This is a genomic window from Haloparvum alkalitolerans, assembly GCF_055381565.1.
Map to the genome: position 1 here is coordinate 1,343,949 of NZ_AP043938.1, position 20,659 is coordinate 1,364,607.

Annotated in this window: 21 protein-coding genes and 1 tRNA gene; 15 read left to right on the top strand and 7 right to left on the bottom strand. The window is 71.1% G+C overall.

Annotated elements, in window-relative coordinates; genetic code table 11:
- Positions 1-3: 3 nt before the first annotated feature.
- The 5 genes from ACZ432_RS09075 (at position 4) to ACZ432_RS09095 (ending at position 3,162) form a co-directional block, all read left to right on the top strand.
- Entirely contained in the window at positions 4-312 is a 309-nt protein-coding gene (locus ACZ432_RS09075; protein ID WP_426962610.1) for a DUF7854 family protein, read from the top strand.
- 77 nt (positions 313-389) lie between these two features.
- On the top strand, positions 390-728 hold the full coding sequence (locus ACZ432_RS09080) for a DUF7855 family protein (protein WP_426962609.1): 339 nt from the start codon (positions 390-392) through the stop codon (positions 726-728).
- A complete protein-coding gene (locus ACZ432_RS09085) occupies positions 729-1,619 on the top strand; it encodes a DUF7856 family protein (RefSeq protein ID WP_426962608.1) in 891 nt (296 codons plus the stop codon).
- 83 nt (positions 1,620-1,702) lie between these two features.
- The gene (locus ACZ432_RS09090; RefSeq protein ID WP_426962607.1) at positions 1,703-2,500 is read left to right on the top strand and encodes a DUF7857 domain-containing protein; all 798 of its coding nucleotides are present in this window, start codon (positions 1,703-1,705) and stop codon (positions 2,498-2,500) included.
- Entirely contained in the window at positions 2,497-3,162 is a 666-nt protein-coding gene (locus ACZ432_RS09095; RefSeq protein ID WP_426962606.1) for a nucleotide-binding protein, read from the top strand. The genes ACZ432_RS09090 and ACZ432_RS09095 overlap by 4 nt, the downstream gene beginning before the upstream one ends.
- Before the next feature lie 27 nt (positions 3,163-3,189).
- Here the strand turns inward: ACZ432_RS09095 and ACZ432_RS09100 are convergent, their stop codons facing one another.
- Together ACZ432_RS09100 and ACZ432_RS09105 are read right to left on the bottom strand one after the other, a co-directional pair.
- Positions 3,190-3,489: a DUF424 domain-containing protein gene (locus ACZ432_RS09100; RefSeq protein WP_426962605.1), complete on the bottom strand. Its 300-nt coding sequence runs from the start codon at positions 3,487-3,489 to the stop codon at positions 3,190-3,192.
- Entirely contained in the window at positions 3,490-4,377 is an 888-nt protein-coding gene (locus tag ACZ432_RS09105) for a tetratricopeptide repeat protein (protein ID WP_426962604.1), read from the bottom strand.
- Positions 4,378-4,899: 522 nt separating this feature from the next.
- Here ACZ432_RS09105 and thpR point away from each other — a divergent pair.
- Complete coding sequence (gene thpR, locus ACZ432_RS09110) at positions 4,900-5,454, top strand: RNA 2',3'-cyclic phosphodiesterase (protein WP_426962603.1); 555 nt, start codon at positions 4,900-4,902, stop codon at positions 5,452-5,454.
- A 37-nt stretch (positions 5,455-5,491) separates the two neighbouring features.
- Here thpR and serA read toward each other — a convergent pair whose 3' ends face one another.
- Positions 5,492-7,096, bottom strand: a complete 1,605-nt coding sequence (gene serA, locus ACZ432_RS09115) for a phosphoglycerate dehydrogenase (protein ID WP_426962602.1) — start codon at positions 7,094-7,096, stop codon at positions 5,492-5,494.
- 216 nt (positions 7,097-7,312) lie between these two features.
- Here serA and ACZ432_RS09120 point away from each other — a divergent pair, with 216 nt between their 5' ends.
- Positions 7,313-8,602, top strand: coding sequence for a hemolysin family protein (locus ACZ432_RS09120; RefSeq protein WP_426962601.1), 1,290 nt, complete (start codon positions 7,313-7,315; stop codon positions 8,600-8,602).
- 46 nt (positions 8,603-8,648) lie between these two features.
- Here ACZ432_RS09120 and ACZ432_RS09125 read toward each other — a convergent pair.
- A tRNA-Val gene (locus tag ACZ432_RS09125) sits at positions 8,649-8,722 on the bottom strand.
- A 138-nt stretch (positions 8,723-8,860) separates the two neighbouring features.
- On the opposite strand from ACZ432_RS09125, the gene ACZ432_RS09130 reads away from it, so the two are divergent.
- Positions 8,861-9,340 carry a DUF192 domain-containing protein gene (locus tag ACZ432_RS09130; RefSeq protein ID WP_426962600.1) on the top strand — a complete coding sequence of 160 codons (480 nt, stop codon included), beginning with the start codon at positions 8,861-8,863 and terminating at the stop codon, positions 9,338-9,340.
- A 247-nt stretch (positions 9,341-9,587) separates the two neighbouring features.
- Here ACZ432_RS09130 and tatC (ACZ432_RS09135) read toward each other — a convergent pair whose 3' ends face one another.
- A complete protein-coding gene (gene tatC / locus ACZ432_RS09135; RefSeq protein ID WP_426962599.1) occupies positions 9,588-11,891 on the bottom strand; it encodes a twin-arginine translocase subunit TatC in 2,304 nt (767 codons plus the stop codon).
- A 130-nt stretch (positions 11,892-12,021) separates the two neighbouring features.
- Here tatC (ACZ432_RS09135) and tatC (ACZ432_RS09140) point away from each other — a divergent pair, with 130 nt between their 5' ends.
- Positions 12,022-13,311, top strand: a complete 1,290-nt coding sequence (gene tatC / locus ACZ432_RS09140; protein WP_426962598.1) for a twin-arginine translocase subunit TatC — start codon at positions 12,022-12,024, stop codon at positions 13,309-13,311.
- Positions 13,312-13,384: 73 nt separating this feature from the next.
- On the opposite strand, the gene ACZ432_RS09145 is transcribed toward tatC (ACZ432_RS09140), so the two are convergent.
- Positions 13,385-13,627 (bottom strand): histidine kinase, encoded by a 243-nt coding sequence (locus ACZ432_RS09145; RefSeq protein ID WP_426962597.1) that lies wholly within the window; start codon positions 13,625-13,627, stop codon positions 13,385-13,387.
- A 231-nt stretch (positions 13,628-13,858) separates the two neighbouring features.
- Here ACZ432_RS09145 and ACZ432_RS09150 point away from each other — a divergent pair, with 231 nt between their 5' ends.
- The 3 genes from ACZ432_RS09150 to ACZ432_RS09160 all read left to right on the top strand — a co-directional run bounded on the left by ACZ432_RS09150 (position 13,859) and on the right by ACZ432_RS09160 (position 15,588).
- Positions 13,859-14,200 carry a dihydroneopterin aldolase family protein gene (locus ACZ432_RS09150; RefSeq protein WP_426962596.1) on the top strand — a complete coding sequence of 114 codons (342 nt, stop codon included), beginning with the start codon at positions 13,859-13,861 and terminating at the stop codon, positions 14,198-14,200.
- 128 nt (positions 14,201-14,328) lie between these two features.
- Complete coding sequence (locus ACZ432_RS09155) at positions 14,329-14,760, top strand: HIT family protein (RefSeq protein ID WP_426962595.1); 432 nt, start codon at positions 14,329-14,331, stop codon at positions 14,758-14,760.
- A 72-nt stretch (positions 14,761-14,832) separates the two neighbouring features.
- Positions 14,833-15,588, top strand: a complete 756-nt coding sequence (locus tag ACZ432_RS09160; RefSeq protein WP_426962594.1) for an AAA family ATPase — start codon at positions 14,833-14,835, stop codon at positions 15,586-15,588.
- A gap of 3 nt (positions 15,589-15,591) precedes the next feature.
- Here the strand turns inward: ACZ432_RS09160 and ACZ432_RS09165 are convergent, their stop codons facing one another.
- Positions 15,592-16,080: a DUF7858 family protein gene (locus tag ACZ432_RS09165; RefSeq protein WP_426962593.1), complete on the bottom strand. Its 489-nt coding sequence runs from the start codon at positions 16,078-16,080 to the stop codon at positions 15,592-15,594.
- Positions 16,081-16,170: 90 nt separating this feature from the next.
- Here ACZ432_RS09165 and ACZ432_RS09170 point away from each other — a divergent pair, with 90 nt between their 5' ends.
- The 3 genes from ACZ432_RS09170 to ACZ432_RS09180 all read left to right on the top strand — a co-directional run bounded on the left by ACZ432_RS09170 (position 16,171) and on the right by ACZ432_RS09180 (position 20,564).
- Positions 16,171-17,148, top strand: a complete 978-nt coding sequence (locus tag ACZ432_RS09170) for a transcription initiation factor IIB (protein ID WP_426962592.1) — start codon at positions 16,171-16,173, stop codon at positions 17,146-17,148.
- 71 nt (positions 17,149-17,219) lie between these two features.
- Positions 17,220-18,497, top strand: a complete 1,278-nt coding sequence (locus ACZ432_RS09175; protein ID WP_426962591.1) for an aminotransferase class V-fold PLP-dependent enzyme — start codon at positions 17,220-17,222, stop codon at positions 18,495-18,497.
- Between the two features lie 180 nt (positions 18,498-18,677).
- Positions 18,678-20,564: a PINc/VapC family ATPase gene (locus ACZ432_RS09180; protein ID WP_426962590.1), complete on the top strand. Its 1,887-nt coding sequence runs from the start codon at positions 18,678-18,680 to the stop codon at positions 20,562-20,564.
- Positions 20,565-20,659: the final 95 nt, after the last annotated feature.

Sequence of the window (20,659 nt, forward strand, 5' to 3'; positions counted from 1 at the left end):
TCGATGGACCGCATCTCCGCCATCCGCAACATCGAGGACGCGATCCGGTCGTTCGAGGACGGCGAGCGTGACCTCTCCGAGACCGAGCGCCGGGTGGCGTCGATCCTCCGGACATACGCGACGGAGTTCGACGGCGACGGCGACGTGTTCCGCGCGGTCGGCGATCCGCCCGCGGACGGGACCGTCGTGGTCGCCCCTTCGAAACCGGCGGCCCGCGAGCGCGTCCGTGAGCGCGCGAGTATCCGGAGCGGCGCGGACGATGACCGGATCGCCCAGGACGGAGACTGCTCCTTCGAGATCGAACGTGTCTGAGAGGCGGTCCCCCTTCGCCTCTCCGATAAATATTCTCTCCCGATAGACTTAATTTAGTAACATTCGGAAAAGGTGGTATGTTGTTGGTGGTGACGTATTCACCGGACGCACGGACGGCGCTCCGGAACGCGTGCCGACGTCATGAGGGCAGCGTCGTACGGCGATTCGGTCGCGCGGCGTTGCTGGAGGCGACCGCCTACGGCGCGTTTCTCGCGCTCCGGCTTCGGGCCGCTCATGGAGGCGACGTCCAAGTCGAGCGGACGGTGCCGTTCAACGAGTTCGCGGACGTGGACGCGTCGGTCCGCGAGGCGGCGGCCGCGTACGCGGAACGGGACGAACCGTCGACGCCGTACGCGAAGTTCGCCGCCGGGACGGAGCATCCGGATCCGGAGTCGCTCCGCGGGCGTGACCTGTAGATGGAGGTACGCGTCGGAAGCGTCGAGGCGTCGGGACGGGCGGTGGACCTGTCGACCGCGGTGGAGCGCGGGGAGGTTCCGACCGACCGGGCCACGCTCGCGGAGGCGCTGGCGAGCGCCGTCGAGGCGGGAGCGGACCCCGCGTGTGTGGGCGTCCCCGTCGCGGTGTCGGCTCCCGACGCCGGCCCGGGGCACGCGGCTCTCGGGCTGGTACCGGACGGTCGAACCGCTCGCCAGCGACTCGCCGCCGCGGCCCGTTCCCGGGGCAAAACCGCCTCGGTCGAGGCGGAGCTGACCGCGCGCAGGGCGGAACTCGCGTCGCTGCCCGAGCCGGCGGTCGACCTTCGGGAGGCTCGCGAACGCGCCGCCGACGCGCGGGGCGAGGAGGAGCGGCTCCGCGAGCGCGTGGCCTCGCTTCGCGGCGAGGTGAACGCCAGACGGGACCTCGACGCCGCCACCGGCGACGCGGAAGCCGCGCTTCGGGAGGCCGCGACGGCACTCTCGGAGGCGGAGACGGCGCGTATCGCCGCCGACCAGGCGCTCGAACGCGCACGGCGGCGGGCACGGGAGGCACGGGATACCCGTGAGCGCCGCCTCGAACTCGCGGACGCGGTCGGGAACCTCGCGCGGGCTGCTCGGCGGGAGTTAGCGGACGCCGTGCGTCCAGCGGTCGACGAAGCGCTCGCTGCGGTCCCGGGTCCTGATGGGTCCGTCCCGCCAACCGGCCACCGCGACCGGGACCTTTCCGCGATGGACCTCCCGACCGTCTCGCTGGCTGCGATCCGCGTCGCGGACCTCGACGCGCCGGTCGTCCTCGCACTCGAACGTCGCCGATTCGCGGACGCCGCAGCCGCGGCTCGGACGCTCGACGCCCCCGTGATCCGCCTCTGATCGCCGCTCTGTCCCGGGAAGAGCCGCTGGCCCCCGCCGCGACCGAACGGACATTTATGTTCGAAAGCGAGCCACTCCGGCGCATGGACCTGCAGTGGACCCGCCGCCGCGAGGCGGGCGTCGCGTTCGTCGCCTGCCGCCTCGTCAATGACGCGAGCGTGCCCCGACGTGCCCGACTCGAAAACCGACTCGACGGGCCGGTGCTTCCCCCGCGTCGCGGCGGGGTCCCCGAGGCGGGCTGGGACGCGGACGGGGCGACGCTCGCGGTCGACGCCGGCGGGACGCGTGCGGTCGGCTACGCCTGTCCGGCGCCGGCCGCGGGGAGCGACGGGGCGCCGGTCGAACTGGCGGGCGTCGAACGTGCCGACGAGGCGGAGACGGATGGTCCCGGGAACGATCCCGACCCGGCCGCGGCGATCCGGACACTCGGTGACCACCGCCCGCCGAGGGAAGCGTGCGACTCTCGCCCGACCGTGAACGCCCCGCCCGCGACGGAGCCGTCCGCAACGGCGTCATCGACCGCAGAGGCGCCCGCGATCGAGTCTGATGGCGACTCCGCCACCGCGAGCGTCGAGGACCGGTCGGGCGACGAACAGGAAGACGGGACGGCGGTCACGCCCGCGGAGCCCGCCGCGGTCGAGGCGTGGCTGGACGCTGTCGAGCGGCGCGTCGTCCGGGCGGAGCGGCTCGACGGCGCGGACGTGGCGACCGCAACGGAGGTGTTCGCGGCGACCGGCGGGGCCGCGGCGGCCGCGGACCTCGTCGCTCGGGTCGAGTCGGACGCGGACCGTTTGGCGACCGTTGCCGAGCGGGCCGAGAGCCTCGCGGAGCGCGCGGCGGCTGCGGAGCCACCGACCGACGCGTTCGACCGGCTGGCGTGATCCTCGCCGTCGCGGGCGGAAAGGGGGGCGTCGGCAAGACGACGCTGGCGTACAACCTCGCGGCCGCGCTGTCGGCCGTCGTCGTCGACGCCGACCTCGGCATGGCCGACCTCCCGACCGGCCGGGGAAGCGGACCGGACCTTCACGACGTCCTCGCCGGCCGCGCGGACCCGATCGAGTGCGTTCGCGGCGGGCCGGTCCCGGTGGTTCCCTGCGGGCGATCGTTCGCCGGCGCTCGGGCGTGCGATCTCGCCGAACTCGCGGGCGCGCTCCGCGCGGTCGAACGGCGTCACGAGACCGTCGTCGTGGACTGCCCGGCCGGCCGCCGGGCGGACGCCGGCGTGCCGCTGGCGGCCGCGGACGCCTGCCTGCTCGCCGTCTCCCCGCGCGCGTTCGCGCTGGCGGACGCGATCCGGACGCGGGAACTCGCCCGCGAGCTGGGCGCCGGGCTCGTCGCCGCGGCGGTCAACCGCGCCGTCGATCCCGCCGAGGTACCGACCGGTCGCGTCGCGGACGCGCTGGGCGCGCCGGTTCGCGTCATTCCGGCGGACCCGCGGGTAGGGCGTTCGGTGACCGAGGAGGAGCCGGTCGTCGACGCGGCGCCGGAAAGCGACGCGGCCGCGGCGGTGCGATCGCTGGCCGATCGCGTGCCGGCGGACTGACCGGGCCGAAAAGCGGATCCCGAGCGGCTACAGCCAGAGCAGTTGCGCGTGGCGCGTCTCGCCGAACTCCAGCACGGCGTCCTCGTCGACGAGGCCGGCCTCGACGGCGACGCCGACCGCCTCGGTGCCGACGATGTTCGCCACCTGCGCGCGCTTGAGGCCGGCGACGACCTCCTCGCGGGTCGCCTCCACGGCCTCGGGGCCGCCGTAGAAGTTCTCCTCGACGGTGATGGAGGCGCGCCCGTTCTCGTAGGTCTCGCCGATGCAGTCCGGGTCGCAGACGGAGACGAGCAGCCCCTCGTTCGTCTCCCGCTCGCGGAGCAGCACCTAGAACCCCTCCGGGCCCTCTCCCTCGAGCTGTCGCCCGTCGAAGGGGGACTCCTCGGACGCCGGCTCGCCCGTCGGGGGGGCGCCGGGCGCACCGCTTCCGCCGGGCGCACCGCTTCCGCCGGGCGCACCGCCGGGACCGCCCCCGCCGTGCTCCTCGACGAGTTCCTGTTCCTGCTGTTGGCGGAGCTCTTCAGCCTGTTCGGCGACCTCCTCTGCCTGTTCGGTCTCGCCCGCTTTCTCGAGTGCGCGGGCCTTCTCCTCCAGCACGTCGGCGTTCCGGTGGCCGAGGCGGATCGCGTTGTCGAAGCAGGTGACGGCGTCCTCCGCGAGACCGCGCTCGACCAAGAAGAAGCCCCGGTTGTACCACGCCTGTGCGAACCGGGGGTCGATCTCGACGGCGCGCTCGGCGTGTTCGAGCGCCTGCTCGTGACGGCCGAACTCCCACAGCGAGTAGGCGAGGTTCGTCTCCGCGGTCGCGGCGTGCTCCGAGTCGTCGTCGATCCGGAGCGCCTCCTCGTAGGCGCCGATCGCCTGGTCGTACTCCTCCAGCTCCGCGTGTGCGGCGCCCTTGTTCACCCACGCCTCCTGCTCCTCGAGGGAGTCGTCCTCGGCGAACATGGCGGCGCGCTCGAACGTCGAGGTCGCCTCCTCGAACCGATTGATCCCCATGTACGACAGCCCCACGTCGAGGATCTGGTCGACGTCGACTTCGTCGCTGGCGATGTTGCGACGGTCCAACTCGTCGGTGATGACGCGCGTGTCGACCGGGTCCTCCTTCGTCGGGTCGGCTTTCAGCTCCGGCGGGTCGAGCGTGAACTCCTCGTAGTCCTCGTCGAGCCCCTGTCCGGACGAGAACTCGTGGCGGTCGTCCTGCTGGTCGGTCATATGGGCGCAACTTGGCGGTCGCGGAGGGTAAGGGTTACGTCGCGGATGCCGGTCAACGCGAGGCGTTCGTCTTAGCCCTCGTGAACCGATCGGTCCGAAGCGGTTTCGATGCGGATCCTGTTGATCGGGACGGAAACACTCAGAAAGCCCCAGCCGGCTCGACCGCGCCGGGTTCCGGCAGACGGTCCGGGCTGCCTGCAGTAGCGGACTGCCGGGCTGCGACTGCCGTCGTCCCACTCGGCAAGCTCGCGGGACCCTCGCTGCGCTCCTCGCTCTCCCCACAGCCCGCTGCGGTGCTTGCGTCGTCCGGGCGGGATCGAGCCGGCTGCCCCTTTCAGCCCACCCTCCGCACAGCACCGCGACCGCCCCGCACAGCACAGCAGCCTCGCACCTCCCCAACCTCGGCGACGGCGCGGCCGCGAAACCGCACCGCAGGGCGGCCGCGCCGCCGCCTCCCTCGCGCGCGTTTCTCGCGCGCGCCGACCGCTTTATCGGGTCGCCGGCGCTACCGGGGACCGATCCATGCGCGCGTTCTTCGCGGTCGACCTGCCGCCCGAACTCGCGGACGCGGTCGAAAAGGTTCAGGAACCGCTCGCCGACGCCGCGGGGCTCGACCCCGTCGACCCCGCGAACGCCCACGTCACGCTGGACTTCCTGGGCGAGGTGACCGACGACGAGTACGATGCGGTGGTCGAGGCGGGCGCGGCGGCGGTCGCGGCGGCAGACGTGGGGTCCTTCGAGGTCGGCGTCGGGGGACTCGGCGTGTTCCCCTCGCTCGACTACATCAGCGTCGTCTGGGCCGGCGTCGGCGACGGCGCGGCCGAACTCGCGGCGCTCCACGAGGAACTGGAGACGCGGACGACGGAGCTGGGGTTCGAACCGGACGACCGCGCGTTCACGCCGCACGTCACGCTCGCGCGGATGCGGGACACCCGTGGGAAGGAACTGGTTCAGGAGGCCGTCCGCGAGACGACCCCGGACGTGGGGCGGTTCGAGGCGACGGAGCTGCGGCTGAAAGCCTCCCATCTCACCCACGAGGGGCCGGAGTACGAGACCGTCGCGCGGTTCGAGTTGTGAAAAGCGGCCGGCCGCAGGGCCGGCAGAGACGTCCGCGCTACTCCTCGGAGCGACCGTTCGGCTCGTCGAGGACGATCTCGGTCACCTCGACGATCCGGTCGTCCGCGAGCAGGTCGGCGACCGCGTCGTCCGGCACGTCGGAGTCGAGGTTGTAGACGGTGATCGCCTCGCCGCCGTGGACCTCGCGGGCGTTGTACATCCCTGCGATGTTCACGCCGTGGTCGCCGAGGACGGTGCCGATGAGGCCGATGACGCCCGGCTCGTCGACGTTGCGCGCGACGAGCATGTGGCCGTACGGCACCGCGTCGACGCGGAAGCCGTCGATGCGGACGATGCGCGGGTCCTCGCCCGCGAACAGCGTCCCCTCGACCGCGAGCGTCTCGCCGTTCGCGCTCACCGCGACGCGGACGAGGCTCTGGAAGTCCTCGGTCTGGCGCGTCTTCGACTCCGTCACCTCGATGCCGCGGTCCTCCGCGAGCTGGGGGGCGTTGACCGCGTTGACCTGCCACTCCAGCGGCTCGAAGACGCCCTTCAGCGCGCTGGCGGTGACGAGTTCCACGTCCTCCTCGGCGATGTCGCCCTCGTAGGTGACCTCGATGGAGGAGACGCGGCCGTCGAGCAGCTGTGCGGCGACCTTCCCCGCGGTCTCGGCCACGTCGATGTAGGGCTTGATGCGCGGGAAGGCGGTCTCGTCGACGGAGGGCGCGTTCAGCGCGTTGATCACCGGCTCGTCGCGGAACGCGGCGATGACGGCGTCGGCGGTGTCGGTGGCGACGTTCTCCTGGGCCGCCTCGGTCGAGGCGCCGAGGTGCGGCGTGACGACGACCTCGTCCACGTCGAGCAGCGGCGAGTCGGGGTCGAGCGGCTCCTCCGCGAAGGAGTCGAGCGCGGCGCCCGCGAGCGTCCCGTCGTCGACCGCCGCCGCGAGCGCGTCCTCGTCGACGATGCCGCCGCGCGCGCAGTTGATCAGGTAGCCGCCCTCGAGCTGGGCGAGCTCCTCCTCGCCGATCATCCCCTCGGTCTCGGGCAGCAGCGGGGTGTGGATCGTTGCGAAGTCGGCGCGGCCGAGCGCCGCGTGGAGGTCCTCCTCCAGTTCGGCGCCGAGCCGCGCGGCGCGCTCCTCGGAGATGTAGGGGTCGTAGACGACGAGATCCATCCCGAGCGAGTCGAGGCGCTTCGCGACCTGCTGGCCGACGCGGCCGAGGCCGATGATCGCGAGCGTCTTGTTGTTCACCTCGGTGCCGAGGTACTCCCCTTTCGCCCACTCGCCGTCGACGAGGCGGCCGTGCGCCTGCGGGATGGAGCGCGCGACCGCGAACGTCATCGCGACCGTGTGCTCGGCGGCCGCGCGGACGTTCCCCTCCGGCGCGTTGGCGACGATGACGCCGTGGTCGGTCGCCGCCTCGATGTCGATGTTGTCCACGCCGATGCCGGCGCGGCCGACGATGACGAGGTCCTCCGCGGCCTCGAACACCTCGCGGGAGACGTCGGTTCCGGACCGGACGATCAGCGCGTTCGCGTCGGCGACCGCGTCGAGCAACGCGTCACCTTCGACCTCGTAGTCGGTCTCCACCTCGTAGCCCGCCTCGCGGAGTCGGTCCAACCCCGGGTCGGCGATGGGGTCGGTCACGAGTACCTTCATACTCCGAGCAACCGGCGGCGCGGGGTTAACGCTTTCCTCATCGCGCCGTTTTGCCGGGCGGTTCGATCCGCGTGTGTGCATATCGTCTCCCTTCACTTCGACTGGAAACACCGCGTTCGTGACTACACTATCGACGGCCCGGCGATCCGGTTTCGGCCCGACCGCGATCGCCGGTTCGGGATGGTCCCTTTTGTCGCACGGCGTGCAACTACGGGCATGAGTCTCACTGTCACCCTGATCGGGATCGCGGCCATCGTGTTGTTGACCGCGATCAGCGCCTTCTTCTCAAGCAGCGAACTCGCGGTCTTCTCCGTTGCGAAACACCGCCTCGACGCGGTCGTTGCGTCGGACGTGCCGGGCGCGGCGGCGCTGTCGGCGCTCCGGGGGGACCCCCACCGCTTCCTCGTGACCGTGCTCGTGAGCAACAACGTCGCCAACATCGCCGCGGCCTCGGTCGCGACCGCGGTGCTCGTCCAGTACCTCCCCGCCTCGCAGGCGGCGACGGGGTCGACCGTCGTCACGAGCTTCTTCGTCATCGTCTTCGGCGAGATCGCGCCGAAGTCGTACGCGGTCGCCAACGCCGAGCGCCACGCCCTCCGGGTCGCCCGCCCCGTCCGAGCCGTCCAGCGCGTCATCAGGCCCGTACTCTACATCTTCGAGGTGACGACCGCGGCCGTGAACCGACTCACGGGCGGCGAGGGCGAGATCGAGTCGTACGTCACCCGCGAGGAGATCGAGACGCTCGTGGTCTCCGGACAGGAGGCCGGAGCCCTCGACCCCGCCGAGGGGGCGATGATCCGCGGCGTGCTCGACCTCGAACGGACGCGCGTCCGAGAGATCATGGTCCCGCGGACGGACATGGTTTCGCTCCCGGCGACCAGCTCGCCGGCCGAGGCGGTCGATGCGGCCGTCCGAGAGGGGGTCGTCCGGCTCCCGGTCTACGGCGAGAACCGCGACGACGTGGTGGGCGTCGTGGACGTCCGGGACGCCATCGCCGCCCGGGACGCCGGCGACGAGCTGTCGGCCGCCGTCCACGAGCCGCACTTCGTCCCGGAGACGAAGCCCGTGGACGAGCTGCTCGCGGAGTTCCGCGCGACGGGCGCGGGGCTGATGCTCGCGGTCGACGAGTTCGGAGCGGTCACCGGACTGGTGACGCTGGAGGACGTTCTGGAGGAGGTCGTCGGCGAGATCGTCGGGCGGGGGGAGACGCAGGCGGTCCGCGTCGGCGAGGGCGGCGTCGCGGTCGTCCGCGGCTGGGCGACCGTCGCGCACGTCAACGAGACGCTCGACACCGACCTGCCCGCCGAGAGCGGGGTCGAGACCGTCGGCGGGCTGATCCACGCCCACCTCGGCCGCCTCGCCGAGGCGGGCGACCGCGTCGAACTCGGCGCGACCACGCTGGAGGTGGTCGAGGCGACCGGCACGCGGATCAAGCGCGTGCGCATCACCCGGAGCGACGAGGCGATTGCCGGGGCGGAGAACGGGGAGGGAGAAACGGACGTCTGAGGCCGCCGTCCGCACCCACGGCTCCCCGATCGGTCAACGACGGAAGTGGGCTTGGGCGGGTTCGAACCGCCGACCTCAGCCTTGTAAAGGCCGCGTCATGACCAGCTAGACCACAAGCCCGCAACGTTCCGAAACGCTCCCGCGCTCAAAACGGTTTCCCATCCGGGCGGCGGCCGCGGCGGCTCTCGCCCCTCCGACCGCGAACCGGTCTTCACCTGCGGCGCAACCGCTATCCCTCGCGCCCCCCGAGTCGCGGCCGTGAACCGCCGCCACCTCGTCGCGGCCGCGGGCCTGCTGTTCGCGGCCCTCGTCGTCGTCGCGTGGGCCAACCCCGCGCTGCTGATCGTCGGCTACGAGGAGGCGACCGTGACGGTGACCGACGACGACTCGGGCGCGACGCTCGCGACGGTCGACGCCCGCGTCGCGGACGGCCCGGTGAAGCAGTACGTCGGCCTCTCTGCGACCGAGTCGCTGGACCCCGACGAGGGGATGCTGTTCGTCCACGACGAGTCGGCCGAGCGCGCGTACGTGATGCGCGAGATGGCCTTCGCCATCGACATCCTGTTCGTGAGTGCGGACGGCGCGGTGACCGAGATCCACCGCGGGGCCGAGCCCGAGGAACCCCCGTACACGCGCTACGAAGGCGAGGGGCTGTACGTGCTCGAAGTGCGGGCCGGCTACGCCGACGAGCGCGGCATCGAGGTCGGCGACGAGGTGCGGATCGAGCGCGACGACTGACGGTGTCGGCCCGGTGCCCGTCTCGGTCGTCGCCCCCGCTTCCTGGGACGGCGACACCCAGGACGCCCAGTCCGCGGTCCCCGTGCAGTTGCGGCGGGTGCGGCCGTCGAGGGACCACTATCGAACCAGTGAGTGCAGCCGGAGAACCCGACCAGTAGCCCGGCGAGCCGACGGAGCCGTTCGACCGTCGCCGTGCCGATCGGCGGCGTCGGAACCGAACTGGGGCGCGTCCGACCGGCACCGCGCCCTACATCCGGTCCTGCACTTCGCTCTCGACGCGCTGGCCGGTCTCGATGATCGCCGAGGGCGGCGCGAGGTTCCGCCGGCCGCCGAGCGTCACGACGAACAGGGCGGCGATCCCGATGCCGTAAGCGGCCATCAGGGGCACCGTCACGAGGAACATCGTGATGATGTCCGCGGGCGTGAAGATCGCGGCGACGGTCAACATTGCGATGGTCACCTCGCGCCAGCGGCCGCGGAACGCGCCGTAGGTGATCCCCACGGAGTTCAGAAGGACCATCAGCACGGGCACGTCCGCGAGCAGGCCGATGCCGATGGTGGTGAACACGATGAGCCAGAAGAAGTCGTTGATCCGGTAGGTGATCACCATGTTGGCGTTCAGCGCGTCCGTCACGAGGTAGCTGATGATCGTCGGAGCGATGTACGAGTAGCCGAGTACGAATCCGCCGATCAGGCCGGCCGCGAGCGCCGCGGCCCAGCCGAAGATGACGTTCCGGCGGCCGCGGACGAACCCGCGGTCGCGCAGGGCGGGCCACGCGGAGTACGCCAACACCGGCAGCGTCATCAACGCGCCCGCGAGCACCGAGAACTTCACGAGGAAGATCAGCGCCTCGACCGGGTGGAGCGTGATGATCGTGAACGAGGAGGTGTCGAGCGCCGGGGGCACGCGGCTGATGAAGTCCTCGCGGACGCGGCCGAGACCGCCGAGATACAGGGCGGTGAACGTCCCGGCCATCCAGATCAGGAACCAGGCCACGAGGAGGAACGACCGCGAGCGCAACGAGTCGAAGATGAACTTCAGGTCGGTGTAGTAGCCGCCGATGTCGTCCTCGTCGGCGCCCTCCTCGGTCAGCTCGTCGAGGAACGTCGAGCTCGCCCGGGAGGCGCGCTCTCCCACGTCGTCGGCGATGCCCGGCGTCTCCTCGGCGACGGCGTTCACCTCCGCAGCCGGCTCGGCGCCGGCGGACTCGCCGGCCGCCCCGCCGTCGTCGGTCCCCGCTTCGGCGTCCGCGCCGGCCTCCTCGTCCGTCTCCTCGTCCGGCGTCGCCTCGTCGAAGCGGTCGAGGATCGCCTGCGCCTTCTCGGGGTCGTCGTCGTCCATCGCCTCGCTGGCGAGCGCGAGCGCCTCCTCCTCGGCGAGGGACGCGAACGCCTGCTCGGGCGCGGCGCGGACGCCGCCGGCGTCGAGCCCGCCGATGTCGATGGCGGTCGGGTCGCCGTACTCGCCGCCCGGTGCGACGGTGTCCAGGTCGCGGTAGACGACCGCCAGCGTCGCGACGACGACGAAAAGCAGCGCCCACAGGCCGGCGTAGATACCGGCCGCCGTCGCGGGGTCGAGGCCGAGCCCCTCGCCCGGCGCGAGGAACCGCCGCGTGCTCCCGAGCGACCGGAGCAGGTCGTTGACCGCCGCGCGGCCGCCGTATTCGTAGAACGCGTAGACGAGGCCGCCGCCCAGCACCGCCGCGCCCGCGACGACGTTCCAGTGGCGGCGCATCGACCCGAGCACGTCGATGCGGTCCGAGGAGCGCCTCGCGGTGACGACGACCTTCGCGAGGTAGAGGCTGAAGCCGTACAGCGCGATCAGCGGCACCGCCCACATGATCTGCGTGAACGGGTCCGGCGGCGAGAACATGGCGCCGAAGACGAAGATGAGGACGACCGCGTGGCGCCACTTGTCGCGGAACGTCTCGTAGGGGACGATTTCGGCGTAGGAGAGGCCGGTGATGAGGAGCGGCATCTGTCCCGCCAGCCCGAACGACAGCGAGAGGAAGACGATGAACTCCGTCCACATCACGATGGAGTAGCTGGGGTTCAGCCCCGCGTCGAGGCCGAACGACGCGAGGAACGAGAACATCACCGGGAAGAAGACGAAGTAGCCGTAGGCCACGCCGCCCGTGAACAGGGCGACCGCGAGCAGGCCGATCAGCGCGAGCTTCCACCGTGCGACCGGCGTCTGGGGCCACGCGCCGCGCTCGCGGAGCTCGTCGCGCGCGAAGTAGATGAGCACCGGCGCGGCGACGATCCCGCCGACGATCAGGCCGATCTTCGCCTGCAGCAGGATGACCTCGAAGGGCGTCTGGGCGATGATCTCGGTCTCGGCGGCCACGTCCGGCGGCATGTTGGACTTGGTGTTGGCCTTCAGCGTGTCCCAGACGTAGAGTCGGAGGGCGTAGAACGTGCCCATGAAGCCGATCAGGAAGACGATGAACACCTTCTGGAGGTCCTTCTGGACCGAGCGCAACACGGTCGCGGCCGCGTCGCGCCCCTCCGATAAGGTCTGCTGGGTGTCCTCGTCGAGGGCACTCGCCATACCGGGCCGGAAGCGCGTCGCGGTTATCAACCTTTTCGAACGCCGACGCTCCCGAACCCCCGCCGTCGGGGGCGATCCGGCGGCGCTATCCAAAAAGGCCTATAATAGCCCGGTGGCGTATGTCGGATGAATGGGTGAGGACTCGGATCCCGACGGCGACGAGGGGAACGCGCCGTCGGACGCCGACGAGACGACGCCGAGCGAGGGAGCGCCGGACGCCGAGGCCGAGGCCGACCCGGTCACGGACCCCGATAGCGACGCGTCAACCGCGGGCGAAGAGTCCGGCGACGGCGGTGCTGACGCGGACGACGGCGCAGATGCGGACGACGGCGCAGATGCGGACGACGCGAGGGACGAGTCAGGCGACGACGAAGCGTCCGACGACGAAGCGTCCGACGACGAAGCGACCGACGACGAAGCGACCGACGACGAAGCGTCCGATCCGGAGCCGAACGCGCCCGACGAGGACGAGCTGGAGGAGGCGCGCGCGGTGGCTCCCCCGCTCGACCGCGAGGAGGCGGTCACGAGGCGCTCGGACGAGGGCGACGACACGGAGGACGACGCCGACGGGGACGCCGACGGATCGATGGACGCCGCGAACGACTCGACAGACGTGGCCGAGCCGACCGCGGATGGCCTCGACGAGGACCCCTACGGGATGAGCGACGAGGGGGACGAGGAGGACGAGGAGCTCTTCGAGGGCCCCGAGTCGGACGAGGAGATGCCGTTGGCGGTCCACATCGAGGAGATGATGCGGCGGCTCGGCATCGTCTTCCTGTTCGGCGGCATCGCGACGCTGATCGCGTTCCCGACCGCGACGGACCTGATCGAGTACTTCTGGCAGTTCCACATCCCGGAGCCGATGGCGAACCGGCCGCGGCTCTACGGCCCCCTCGAACTCGTCTTAACGCGGCTGAAGGTGGCCGCGCTCGCGGGCGTGGTCGTCGGGCTCCCCGTCTTCGTCTACGAGACGTACCGGTTCATGCGCCCCGGGCTCTACCGCACGGAGCGGCGCTACTACCTCGCGGCGGTGCCGACGAGCCTGATCTTAGGATCCATCGGGATCCTGTTCGCGCACTTCCTCGTGCTCCCCGCCATCTTCAGCTACTTCACGACCTACACGACGGGCGCGGCCGTCATCGCGTTCGGCCTCGCGGAGACGTTCAACCTGATCGTCGTCATGCTGGCGTTCATGGCCGTCGTCTTCCAGATCCCGCTGTTCATCATGCTCGCGATCATGATGAACCTCGTCACGCGCCGGTGGCTCGAACAGAAGCGGCTGGTGTTCTGGGGCGTGTTCCTCGGCATCGCGTTCCTGTTCAGCCCCGACCCGACCGGGATGGCCCCGATCATCGTCACGCTGACGATGATCGTCCTCTACGAGGGGACGCTCGCGCTGCTGCGGTGGACCGGGAACTGAGCGGGGAAATCCGGCTTCGGTTTTTGCGCTTTGACGTGTTCGCGGACCGCGTTCACGCCGTCCGACGGCCAGCCTAACAGGTCGGCGCCCCGAACAGTGCCTTCACGAAGTTCGGCACCGGCAGCGACCCGATCAGGTCCGAGAGGAAGTCCGGCACGAGGTCCGCCACGAACCCCGGCGGTCCGTTCGGGCCCGGCCCCTCGTCGGCATTCATGCATTCGTCCGTTTGGTCGCCCGGTTGCGCGGCGGCCGGCGCGACCGCGACGCTCGCGAGTAGGACCAGCGCGACCAGCGGGAGCAGCCAGTTGGTTCTCATACACGCCCGTATTGCCCCGGTCCAACCATAAGGGGTCGAGACGCTGAAGTCGGATTGCGGCCGTTTTTCCCGGGTTAAGCGCTCGGGCCCGTCGATCGTCCGGATCGCGCCACCACGGTGGCCGAGACGACCGTGAGCGGTCGAATCGTTGCAACGGCGATGGCGACCGCGGCGGACGCGGCCGATCCCTCACCACCTCGTTATAAGCGCCCGCGCGGCGACCGCCGAGCCATGTCCACCGACGCCCAGCAGGCCTGCTTCGAGGCGGGCATCAAGTTCGGCTCGCTGTACCACCAGTTCGCGGGGACGCCCGTCAGCCCCGCGTCGACGCGGAGCCTCGAGACCGCGATGGCGGAGGCCATCGAGAACCAGCCGTACTGCGAGTCGGTCGAGGTGACGGTCCACGACGACCGCGTGCGCGAGGCGATCGACCACGAGAACGGCTACACGGAGCTCACGGGCTCCCTGATGGACGTGACGATGCGCGTCGTCTACGAGGACGTCGTCGTGCGCACGCGGATGGAGATGGAGGGCGGCTATCCGCTGATGAAGCTCGTCGACGTGGAGGAGTGAATCGCCGCGAGGAGCCGTCTGGTCCCGAACCGTCTGCGTCCCGAACCGTCCGCATCCTGCACCGTCCGCATCCCGAACCGTCCGCATTCCGCCGAAGCTTCTTGTCGAACCGGGTCGACCCATCGCGTATGGCCGACGACTGCATCTTCTGTGCGATCGTCGCGGGCGACATCCCCGCGCGCACCGTCCACGAGACCGACGACGTCCTGGCGTTCCTGGACGCGAACCCCCTCGCACCGGGCCACACGCTCGTCATCCCCAAGGCGCACCACCGGCACGTCGGGGACCTGCCGGCCGACCTCGCGAGCGCCGTCTTCGACGCGGTCGCGGACCTCACCCCGCGCGTGCAAGCCGCCGTGGACGCGGACGCCGCCAACGTCGGCCTCAACGACGGCGAGGCGGCCGGTCAGGAAGTCCCGCACGTCCACGCGCACATCGTCCCGCGGTTCGAGGGGGACGGCGGCGCCCCGATCCACGCGGTCGCGGGCGAGCGCCCCGACCTGAGCGACGCGGAACTCGACGAGGTCGCGGCCGACATCGTGGCCGAACTCGACCGCTGAGTAACCCCCATCTCGGTACAAATTCAACCTCTTCCTCGAAGAATTTAAACCCGAAAGCGCGCCAGTAGGCCCATGACCGGCACGACGCTCGCGCTCGTCGGGGCGACCGGCGGCGCGGGAACGACGCGGACCGCGGTCGAGTTGGCGGCGATGGGTGCGCGGACGGGGGAGAACGTCGCCGTGCTCGACGCCGCCTACGCGACCCAGGGACTCTCGGAGTACGTCTCCGGCCGCATCGACCCCGACCTCACGGCGCTCGTGACCGACGAGCGGGAGCGCCCCCTCGCCGACGCGGCCCACGGCGCGGGCGACGCGCTCCCCGGGAACGTCACGTTCGTCCCCGCCCGCGCACCCTTCGAGCGCGTCGCGAGGGCCAAGACCGCGGCGGCCGCCCGCGCGCTGTCGGACCGGATCGGCGCGGCCGCCGCCGAGCACGACCGCGTGATCGTCGACACGCCGCCCGTCGCCGCCAATCAGGCGGTCGCGGCCGTCACCGAAACCGATCGAGTCGCGGGCGTACGCCCGGCGAGCAGACACGGGCGCGACGCGCTCCAGCGACTCCGCGGTCGGCTCGACGACGTCGGGAGCGGACTGGACGCGACGCTCGCTGTCGACCGGTTCGGTGACGGCGGGGAAGCCGCGGCGACTGACCGCGGCGCGGACGCGACCCTGCCCGCGACCGACCCGACGGTCGCCGCCGCGCCGGTCGCGGGAACCGACGACGGGGCCTACGGCGAGGCGGTCGCGGCCGGCTTCGAGGCGGCGTTCGACGCGTCGCTCGAGGTGAGCTTCGAGGACGAGGGCTTGCTGGACCGGATCGGGAACTGAGCCTCAGCGCCGCTCGTCCAGTCCCGCCCCCAGCCCGTCGCCGAGCGGGTCCACGGGGTCGGCCGCGACGGCGTCGGAGAGCTCCGGCACCGGGTCGTGGGTCTCGGCGTACGTCGCGAGCGCGAAGTCGGCTTCGTCGCCGCCCGCGAGCGCGACCGCCTCGCTGCGAGAGAGATCGCCGTCGAGCCAGTCGCGGACGGCGCCGCGCCGGCTCGGCGCGAGGGGGCGGACGCCCGTGAGCCCGCAGCGGTAGAGCGCCTTCGCGGCGACCATCGGCGCCACGCCCGCCTCGCGTGCGGCCGCGCCCACGCTCGACCCGACGGTGTAGGCGTCGACCAGCGTCGCGACCGCCTCGGGGGTACAGGGGAGCGCGTCGGCGTGCTCGCGGAAGCGCTCGACCGTCGGCACGTCCGTGTCGTCGACGACCGCCGCGCCGCGGTCGCGCTGCTCGCTCGTCACCTCGATGCCGGCCGCGATCTCCGAGAGCGTCACGCGACCGACTGACGCGGCTTTCTACTTAACTTTTCTGCACGAACTGAAAAGAGAAAACACGGGGGAGGGAACCGAACGGTCACCGGTCGGTTGTTCCGGACGATCCGCGCCGATCACCCCCGATCCGTCCCGGGTTTAAGTAAGGAATCGGCGCCAAGCCTGTCGTGTATGAGTGGAACACGCTCCACGCCGTCGCGCTCGCCGGGTTGCCCCGAGTGTGACGGTCAGGTTCGTACCGACGGCACCGAACGCGTCTGCGGCGACTGCGGGCTCGTGGTCGAGGCCGACCGCATCGACCACGGTCCCGAGTGGCGCTCGTTCGCGGACGACGACACCAGCCCCGAGCGGACCGGCGCGCCGCGGACGCGGGCCAGACACGACCGCGGGCTCTCGACGGAGATCGGCCGGTCGACGCGGCTCACCGGTCGGAAGAAGCGCCGTCTCGCACGGATGCGGACGCACCACAAGCGCTCGAAGATCGGCTCGAAGCGGGAGCGGAACCGCGTCTACTCCTACACGGAGATCCGGCGGCTGGTCGGCGAACTCGGGCTGCCCGAGAGCGTCCGCGACCAGGCGTGTGCGCTGTTCGACTCGGCGCAGGACGCGAACCTGCTTCGCGGGCGCTCGCTGGAGGGGTTCTCGGCGGCCGCCGTGTACGCCGCCGCCCGGGCGGCCAACGTCGCCCGGACGCGCACGGAGGTGCGCGAGGCCGCGAAGGCGACCGCCGGCGAACAGGACGCCGCCTTCGACGCCATGAACCGCGAACTGGGGCTTCCGGTCGGCCCGACCGACCCCGCGGAGTACCTCCCGCGGTTCGCCTCGGAGCTCGGCTGTTCGACCGCGGTCGAGCGGCGCGCCCGCGAGCTCGCGCGGCGAGCGGTCGAGGAGGGGACCGCGGGCGGGCGCGATCCCAGCGGCGTCGCGGCGGCGTGTCTGTACACCGCGGGTCAGCAGGTCGACGCGGGTGGGGCGGTCACCCAGCGGGAGGCCGCGGACGTGGCGGACGTGACGCCGGTGACCGTCCGGAGCACGTACGTGGAGATCAGGGGCTACCGGAGCCGAGACTGACGCCGCGGGCTCCAGTCGGGCCCCTCGGCCGACCGAAGGGGTGTTAGTCCTCCAACCCGTCCCTTTCGGTAATGGGAGTTCAAGAACAGTCCCCCTTCGACGTCGACGCGCTCCGCGACGACTTCCCGATCCTGGAGCGGAAGGTCGGCGGCGACGTGACGGTTCCCGGCGAGGGGCCGGGCGACGAGACGCCGCTCGTCTACCTCGACAACGGCGCGACGACGCAGAAGCCGAACCAGGTGATCGACGCGATCGCGGACTACTACCGCGAGTACAATGCGAACGTCCACCGCGGGATCCACCAGCTGAGCCAGGAGGCGAGCGTCGCCTACGAGGAGGCCCACGACCGCGTCGCCGAGTTCATCGGCGCCGAGGGACGCGAGGAGATCGTCTTCACGAAGAACACGACCGAGGCGATGAACCTCGTCGCGTACGCCTGGGGGTTGGAGGAGCTCGGCCCGGGCGACAGCGTCGTGCTCACGCAGATGGAGCACCACTCCGCGCTCGTGACGTGGCAGCAGATCGGCAAGCGCACCGGCGCTGACGTGCGGTTCATCGAGGTCGAGGAGGACGGAACCCTCGACATGGACCACGCCGCCGACTGCATCGACGACTCGACGAAGATGGTCTCGGTCGTCCACGTCTCGAACACGCTCGGGACGATAAACCCCGTCAGTGAGCTGGCGGAGATGGCCCACGAGCACGACGCGTACCTGTTCGCGGACGGCGCCCAATCGGTCCCCACCCGACCGGTCGACGTGGGCGAACTCGGGGTCGACTTCCTCGCCTTCTCGGGCCACAAGATGTGCGGTCCGACGGGGATCGGCGTCCTCTACGGCCGCGAGTCGTTGCTCGACTCGATGCAGCCGTACCTCTACGGCGGCGACATGATCCGCCGGGTCAGCTTCGAGGACGCGACGTGGGAGGACCTCCCGTGGAAGTTCGAGGCGGGCACGCCCAACATCGCACAGGGGATCGGGCTCGCGGCCGCCATCGACTACCTCGAGGGGATCGGCATGGAGAACGTGCAGGCCCACGAGGACCGGCTGGCCGAGTACGCCTACGACCGCCTGACGGAGTTCGACGACGTGACGATCTACGGCCCCCCGGGCGACGAGCGCGGCGGGCTGGTGGCGTTCAACCTCGACGGCGTCCACGCTCACGACCTCTCCAGCATCCTCAACGACTTCGGCGTGGCCGTCCGCGCGGGCGACCACTGCACCCAGCCGCTTCACGACGAGCTGGGCGCGAACTCCTCGGCGCGGGCGTCGTTCTACGTCTACAACACGACCGAGGAGATCGACGCGCTCGTCGAAGCGGTCGACGAGGCGCGACAGCTGTTCGCCTGAGCGGCGAGCGGTCCCCTCGAACTCCCATTTTTCAGGGCGCGTCCGCAGGACGGCGCGCCCTCGCGACACACGCCCTCGCAACAGCGCCGCTGCGAGACGGACGGTCGCGCCGGAATTTATAAGCCCGCCGGGGGGCCGGCGGTCGAACACCCTTATACGGCACGCGCCCCCAGCGTCGGTATGAACGTAGTACCGGACACCAGTGCGGTCGTCGACGGCCGCGTGTCCGAACGCGTCGAGGACGGGACCTACGAGGGCGCGACGGTGGTCGTCCCCGAGGCCGTCGTCGGCGAACTGGAGGCGCAGGCCAACGACGGCCGCGACTCCGGCTGGGACGGGCTCTCGGAGCTCCAGCGGCTCGCGACGATGGCCGACGAGGGACGGATCGACCTGACGTACGTCGGCGTCCGCCCCGGAGCCGGCCGGCAGGACGCCGCCGACGAGGGCGAGATCGACGCGGTGATCCGCGACGCGGCCGGCGAACACGACGCCACCCTGCTCACCAGCGACGTGGTGCAGGCGGAGGTCGCGAAGGCGAAGGGGCTCGCGGTCGACTACCTCGAACCCGTCACCCGCGGCGTGGTCGAGGAGCTCCCCATCGAGCGGTTCTTCACCGACGAGACGATGTCGGTCCACCTCAAGACCGACACGAAGCCGAAGGCGAAACGCGGCACGCTCGGCGAGATGCGCTACGAGGTCATCGACGACGAGCCCACCGGCGACGAGCAGATGCGCGAGTGGGCCACCGCCATCGTCAACCTCGCGCGGCAGTCCAACGACGGCTACGTCGAACTCTCGGACGAGGGTATGGACATCGTCCAGTACCGCAACTACCGGATCGCGGTCGCGCGGCCGCCCTTCTCGGACGGCGTCGAGATCACGGCCGTGCGTCCCATCGCGAAGACCGTCCTCGACGACTACGAGTTCGCGGACGAGCTCCGCGAGCGGTTCCTGGAGTCGAAACGCGGCGTCCTGATCTCGGGGTCGCCCGGGGCCGGGAAGTCGACGTTCGCGCAGGCGGTCGCGGAGTTCCTCAACGACAGCGACTACGCGGTCAAGACGATGGAGAAGCCCCGGGACCTGCAGGTCGGGCCGGAGATCACCCAGTACGGCGCGCTCGGCGGCGAGATGGCCAACACGGCCGACTCCCTGCTTCTGGTCCGCCCGGACTACACCATCTACGACGAGGTCCGGAAGACGGACGACTTCGAGGTGTTCGCGGACATGCGGATGGCCGGCGTCGGCATGGTCGGCGTCGTCCACGCCTCGCGGGCCATCGACTCGCTCCAGCGGCTCGTCGGCCGCGTCGAGCTCGGGATGATCCCGCAGATCGTCGACACCGTCGTCTACATCGAGGCCGGAGAGGTCGAGACCGTCTACGACGTGGAGACGGAGGTGAAGGTGCCCGAGGGGCTCACCGCGGAGGACCTCGCGCGCCCGGTCATTCAGGTGACGAACTTCGAGACCGGCCGGCCGGAGTACGAGATCTACACCTTCAACCGACAGGTCGTCACCGTCCCGCTCGGCGAGGACGGCGAGGGGAGCGCCGAGACGGGCGTCGGCCGCATCGCGAAAAAGGAGATCGAACGCGAGATCCGGTCGGTCGCCCGCGGACACGTCGACGTCGAACTGCAGGGCAACGACGACGCGGTCGTCTACGTCGAGGAGGACGACATCGCCTCCGTCATCGGGAAGGGCGGCGGCCGGATCACCGACATCGAGAACAGGCTCGGCATCGACATCGACGTGCGCACGCACGACGAAAAGCCCGGTCGCGGCGGCGCCGCGTCCGGCTCCGGCGGTCCCGCGGGCACCGGCAACGGGCAGGTCGGCGCGGAGCGCGAGCAGGTGGTCCAGCCGGAGATAACTTCCCGGCACGTCGTCATCCCGATGGACGAACACGTCGGCGACACCGTCGAGGTGCGCGCGGGCGACGAGTACCTGTTCACCGCGACCGTCGGCCGCGGCGGCGAGGTGCAGGTCTCCCGCGGCTCCGCCATCGCCGAGGAGCTCGAGGACGCCATCGACCGCAAACAGCGGATCACCGTCGTCCCGGCGCGCGGGTGATGGGCGCGCGGTCGGCACGAAGATATCAGGGCCGGATCGACCGGCCGGTCGCCGTTCGCCTTGGCGCCCCGCCGTGAAAAAGGATTCTCCGAGTG

Excerpts from the sequence above, each read along its gene's own strand:
- ACZ432_RS09085 (WP_426962608.1), top strand. The coding sequence starts at position 729 with ATGGAGGTACGCGTCGGAAGCGTCGAGGCGTCGGGACGGGCGGTGGAC.
- ACZ432_RS09080 (WP_426962609.1), top strand. The coding sequence starts at position 390 with ATGTTGTTGGTGGTGACGTATTCACCGGACGCACGGACGGCGCTCCGG.
- thpR (WP_426962603.1), top strand. The coding sequence starts at position 4,900 with ATGCGCGCGTTCTTCGCGGTCGACCTGCCGCCCGAACTCGCGGACGCG.
- serA (WP_426962602.1), bottom strand. The coding sequence starts at position 7,096 with ATGAAGGTACTCGTGACCGACCCCATCGCCGACCCGGGGTTGGACCGA.
- ACZ432_RS09180 (WP_426962590.1), top strand. The coding sequence starts at position 18,678 with ATGAACGTAGTACCGGACACCAGTGCGGTCGTCGACGGCCGCGTGTCC.
- ACZ432_RS09105 (WP_426962604.1), bottom strand. The coding sequence starts at position 4,377 with ATGACCGACCAGCAGGACGACCGCCACGAGTTCTCGTCCGGACAGGGG.
- ACZ432_RS09175 (WP_426962591.1), top strand. The coding sequence starts at position 17,220 with ATGGGAGTTCAAGAACAGTCCCCCTTCGACGTCGACGCGCTCCGCGAC.
- tatC (WP_426962599.1), bottom strand. The coding sequence starts at position 11,891 with ATGGCGAGTGCCCTCGACGAGGACACCCAGCAGACCTTATCGGAGGGG.
- ACZ432_RS09090 (WP_426962607.1), top strand. The coding sequence starts at position 1,703 with ATGGACCTGCAGTGGACCCGCCGCCGCGAGGCGGGCGTCGCGTTCGTC.
- tatC (WP_426962598.1), top strand. The coding sequence starts at position 12,022 with ATGGGTGAGGACTCGGATCCCGACGGCGACGAGGGGAACGCGCCGTCG.
- ACZ432_RS09155 (WP_426962595.1), top strand. The coding sequence starts at position 14,329 with ATGGCCGACGACTGCATCTTCTGTGCGATCGTCGCGGGCGACATCCCC.
- ACZ432_RS09075 (WP_426962610.1), top strand. The coding sequence starts at position 4 with ATGGACCGCATCTCCGCCATCCGCAACATCGAGGACGCGATCCGGTCG.
- ACZ432_RS09150 (WP_426962596.1), top strand. The coding sequence starts at position 13,859 with ATGTCCACCGACGCCCAGCAGGCCTGCTTCGAGGCGGGCATCAAGTTC.
- ACZ432_RS09145 (WP_426962597.1), bottom strand. The coding sequence starts at position 13,627 with ATGAGAACCAACTGGCTGCTCCCGCTGGTCGCGCTGGTCCTACTCGCG.
- ACZ432_RS09120 (WP_426962601.1), top strand. The coding sequence starts at position 7,313 with ATGAGTCTCACTGTCACCCTGATCGGGATCGCGGCCATCGTGTTGTTG.
- ACZ432_RS09160 (WP_426962594.1), top strand. The coding sequence starts at position 14,833 with ATGACCGGCACGACGCTCGCGCTCGTCGGGGCGACCGGCGGCGCGGGA.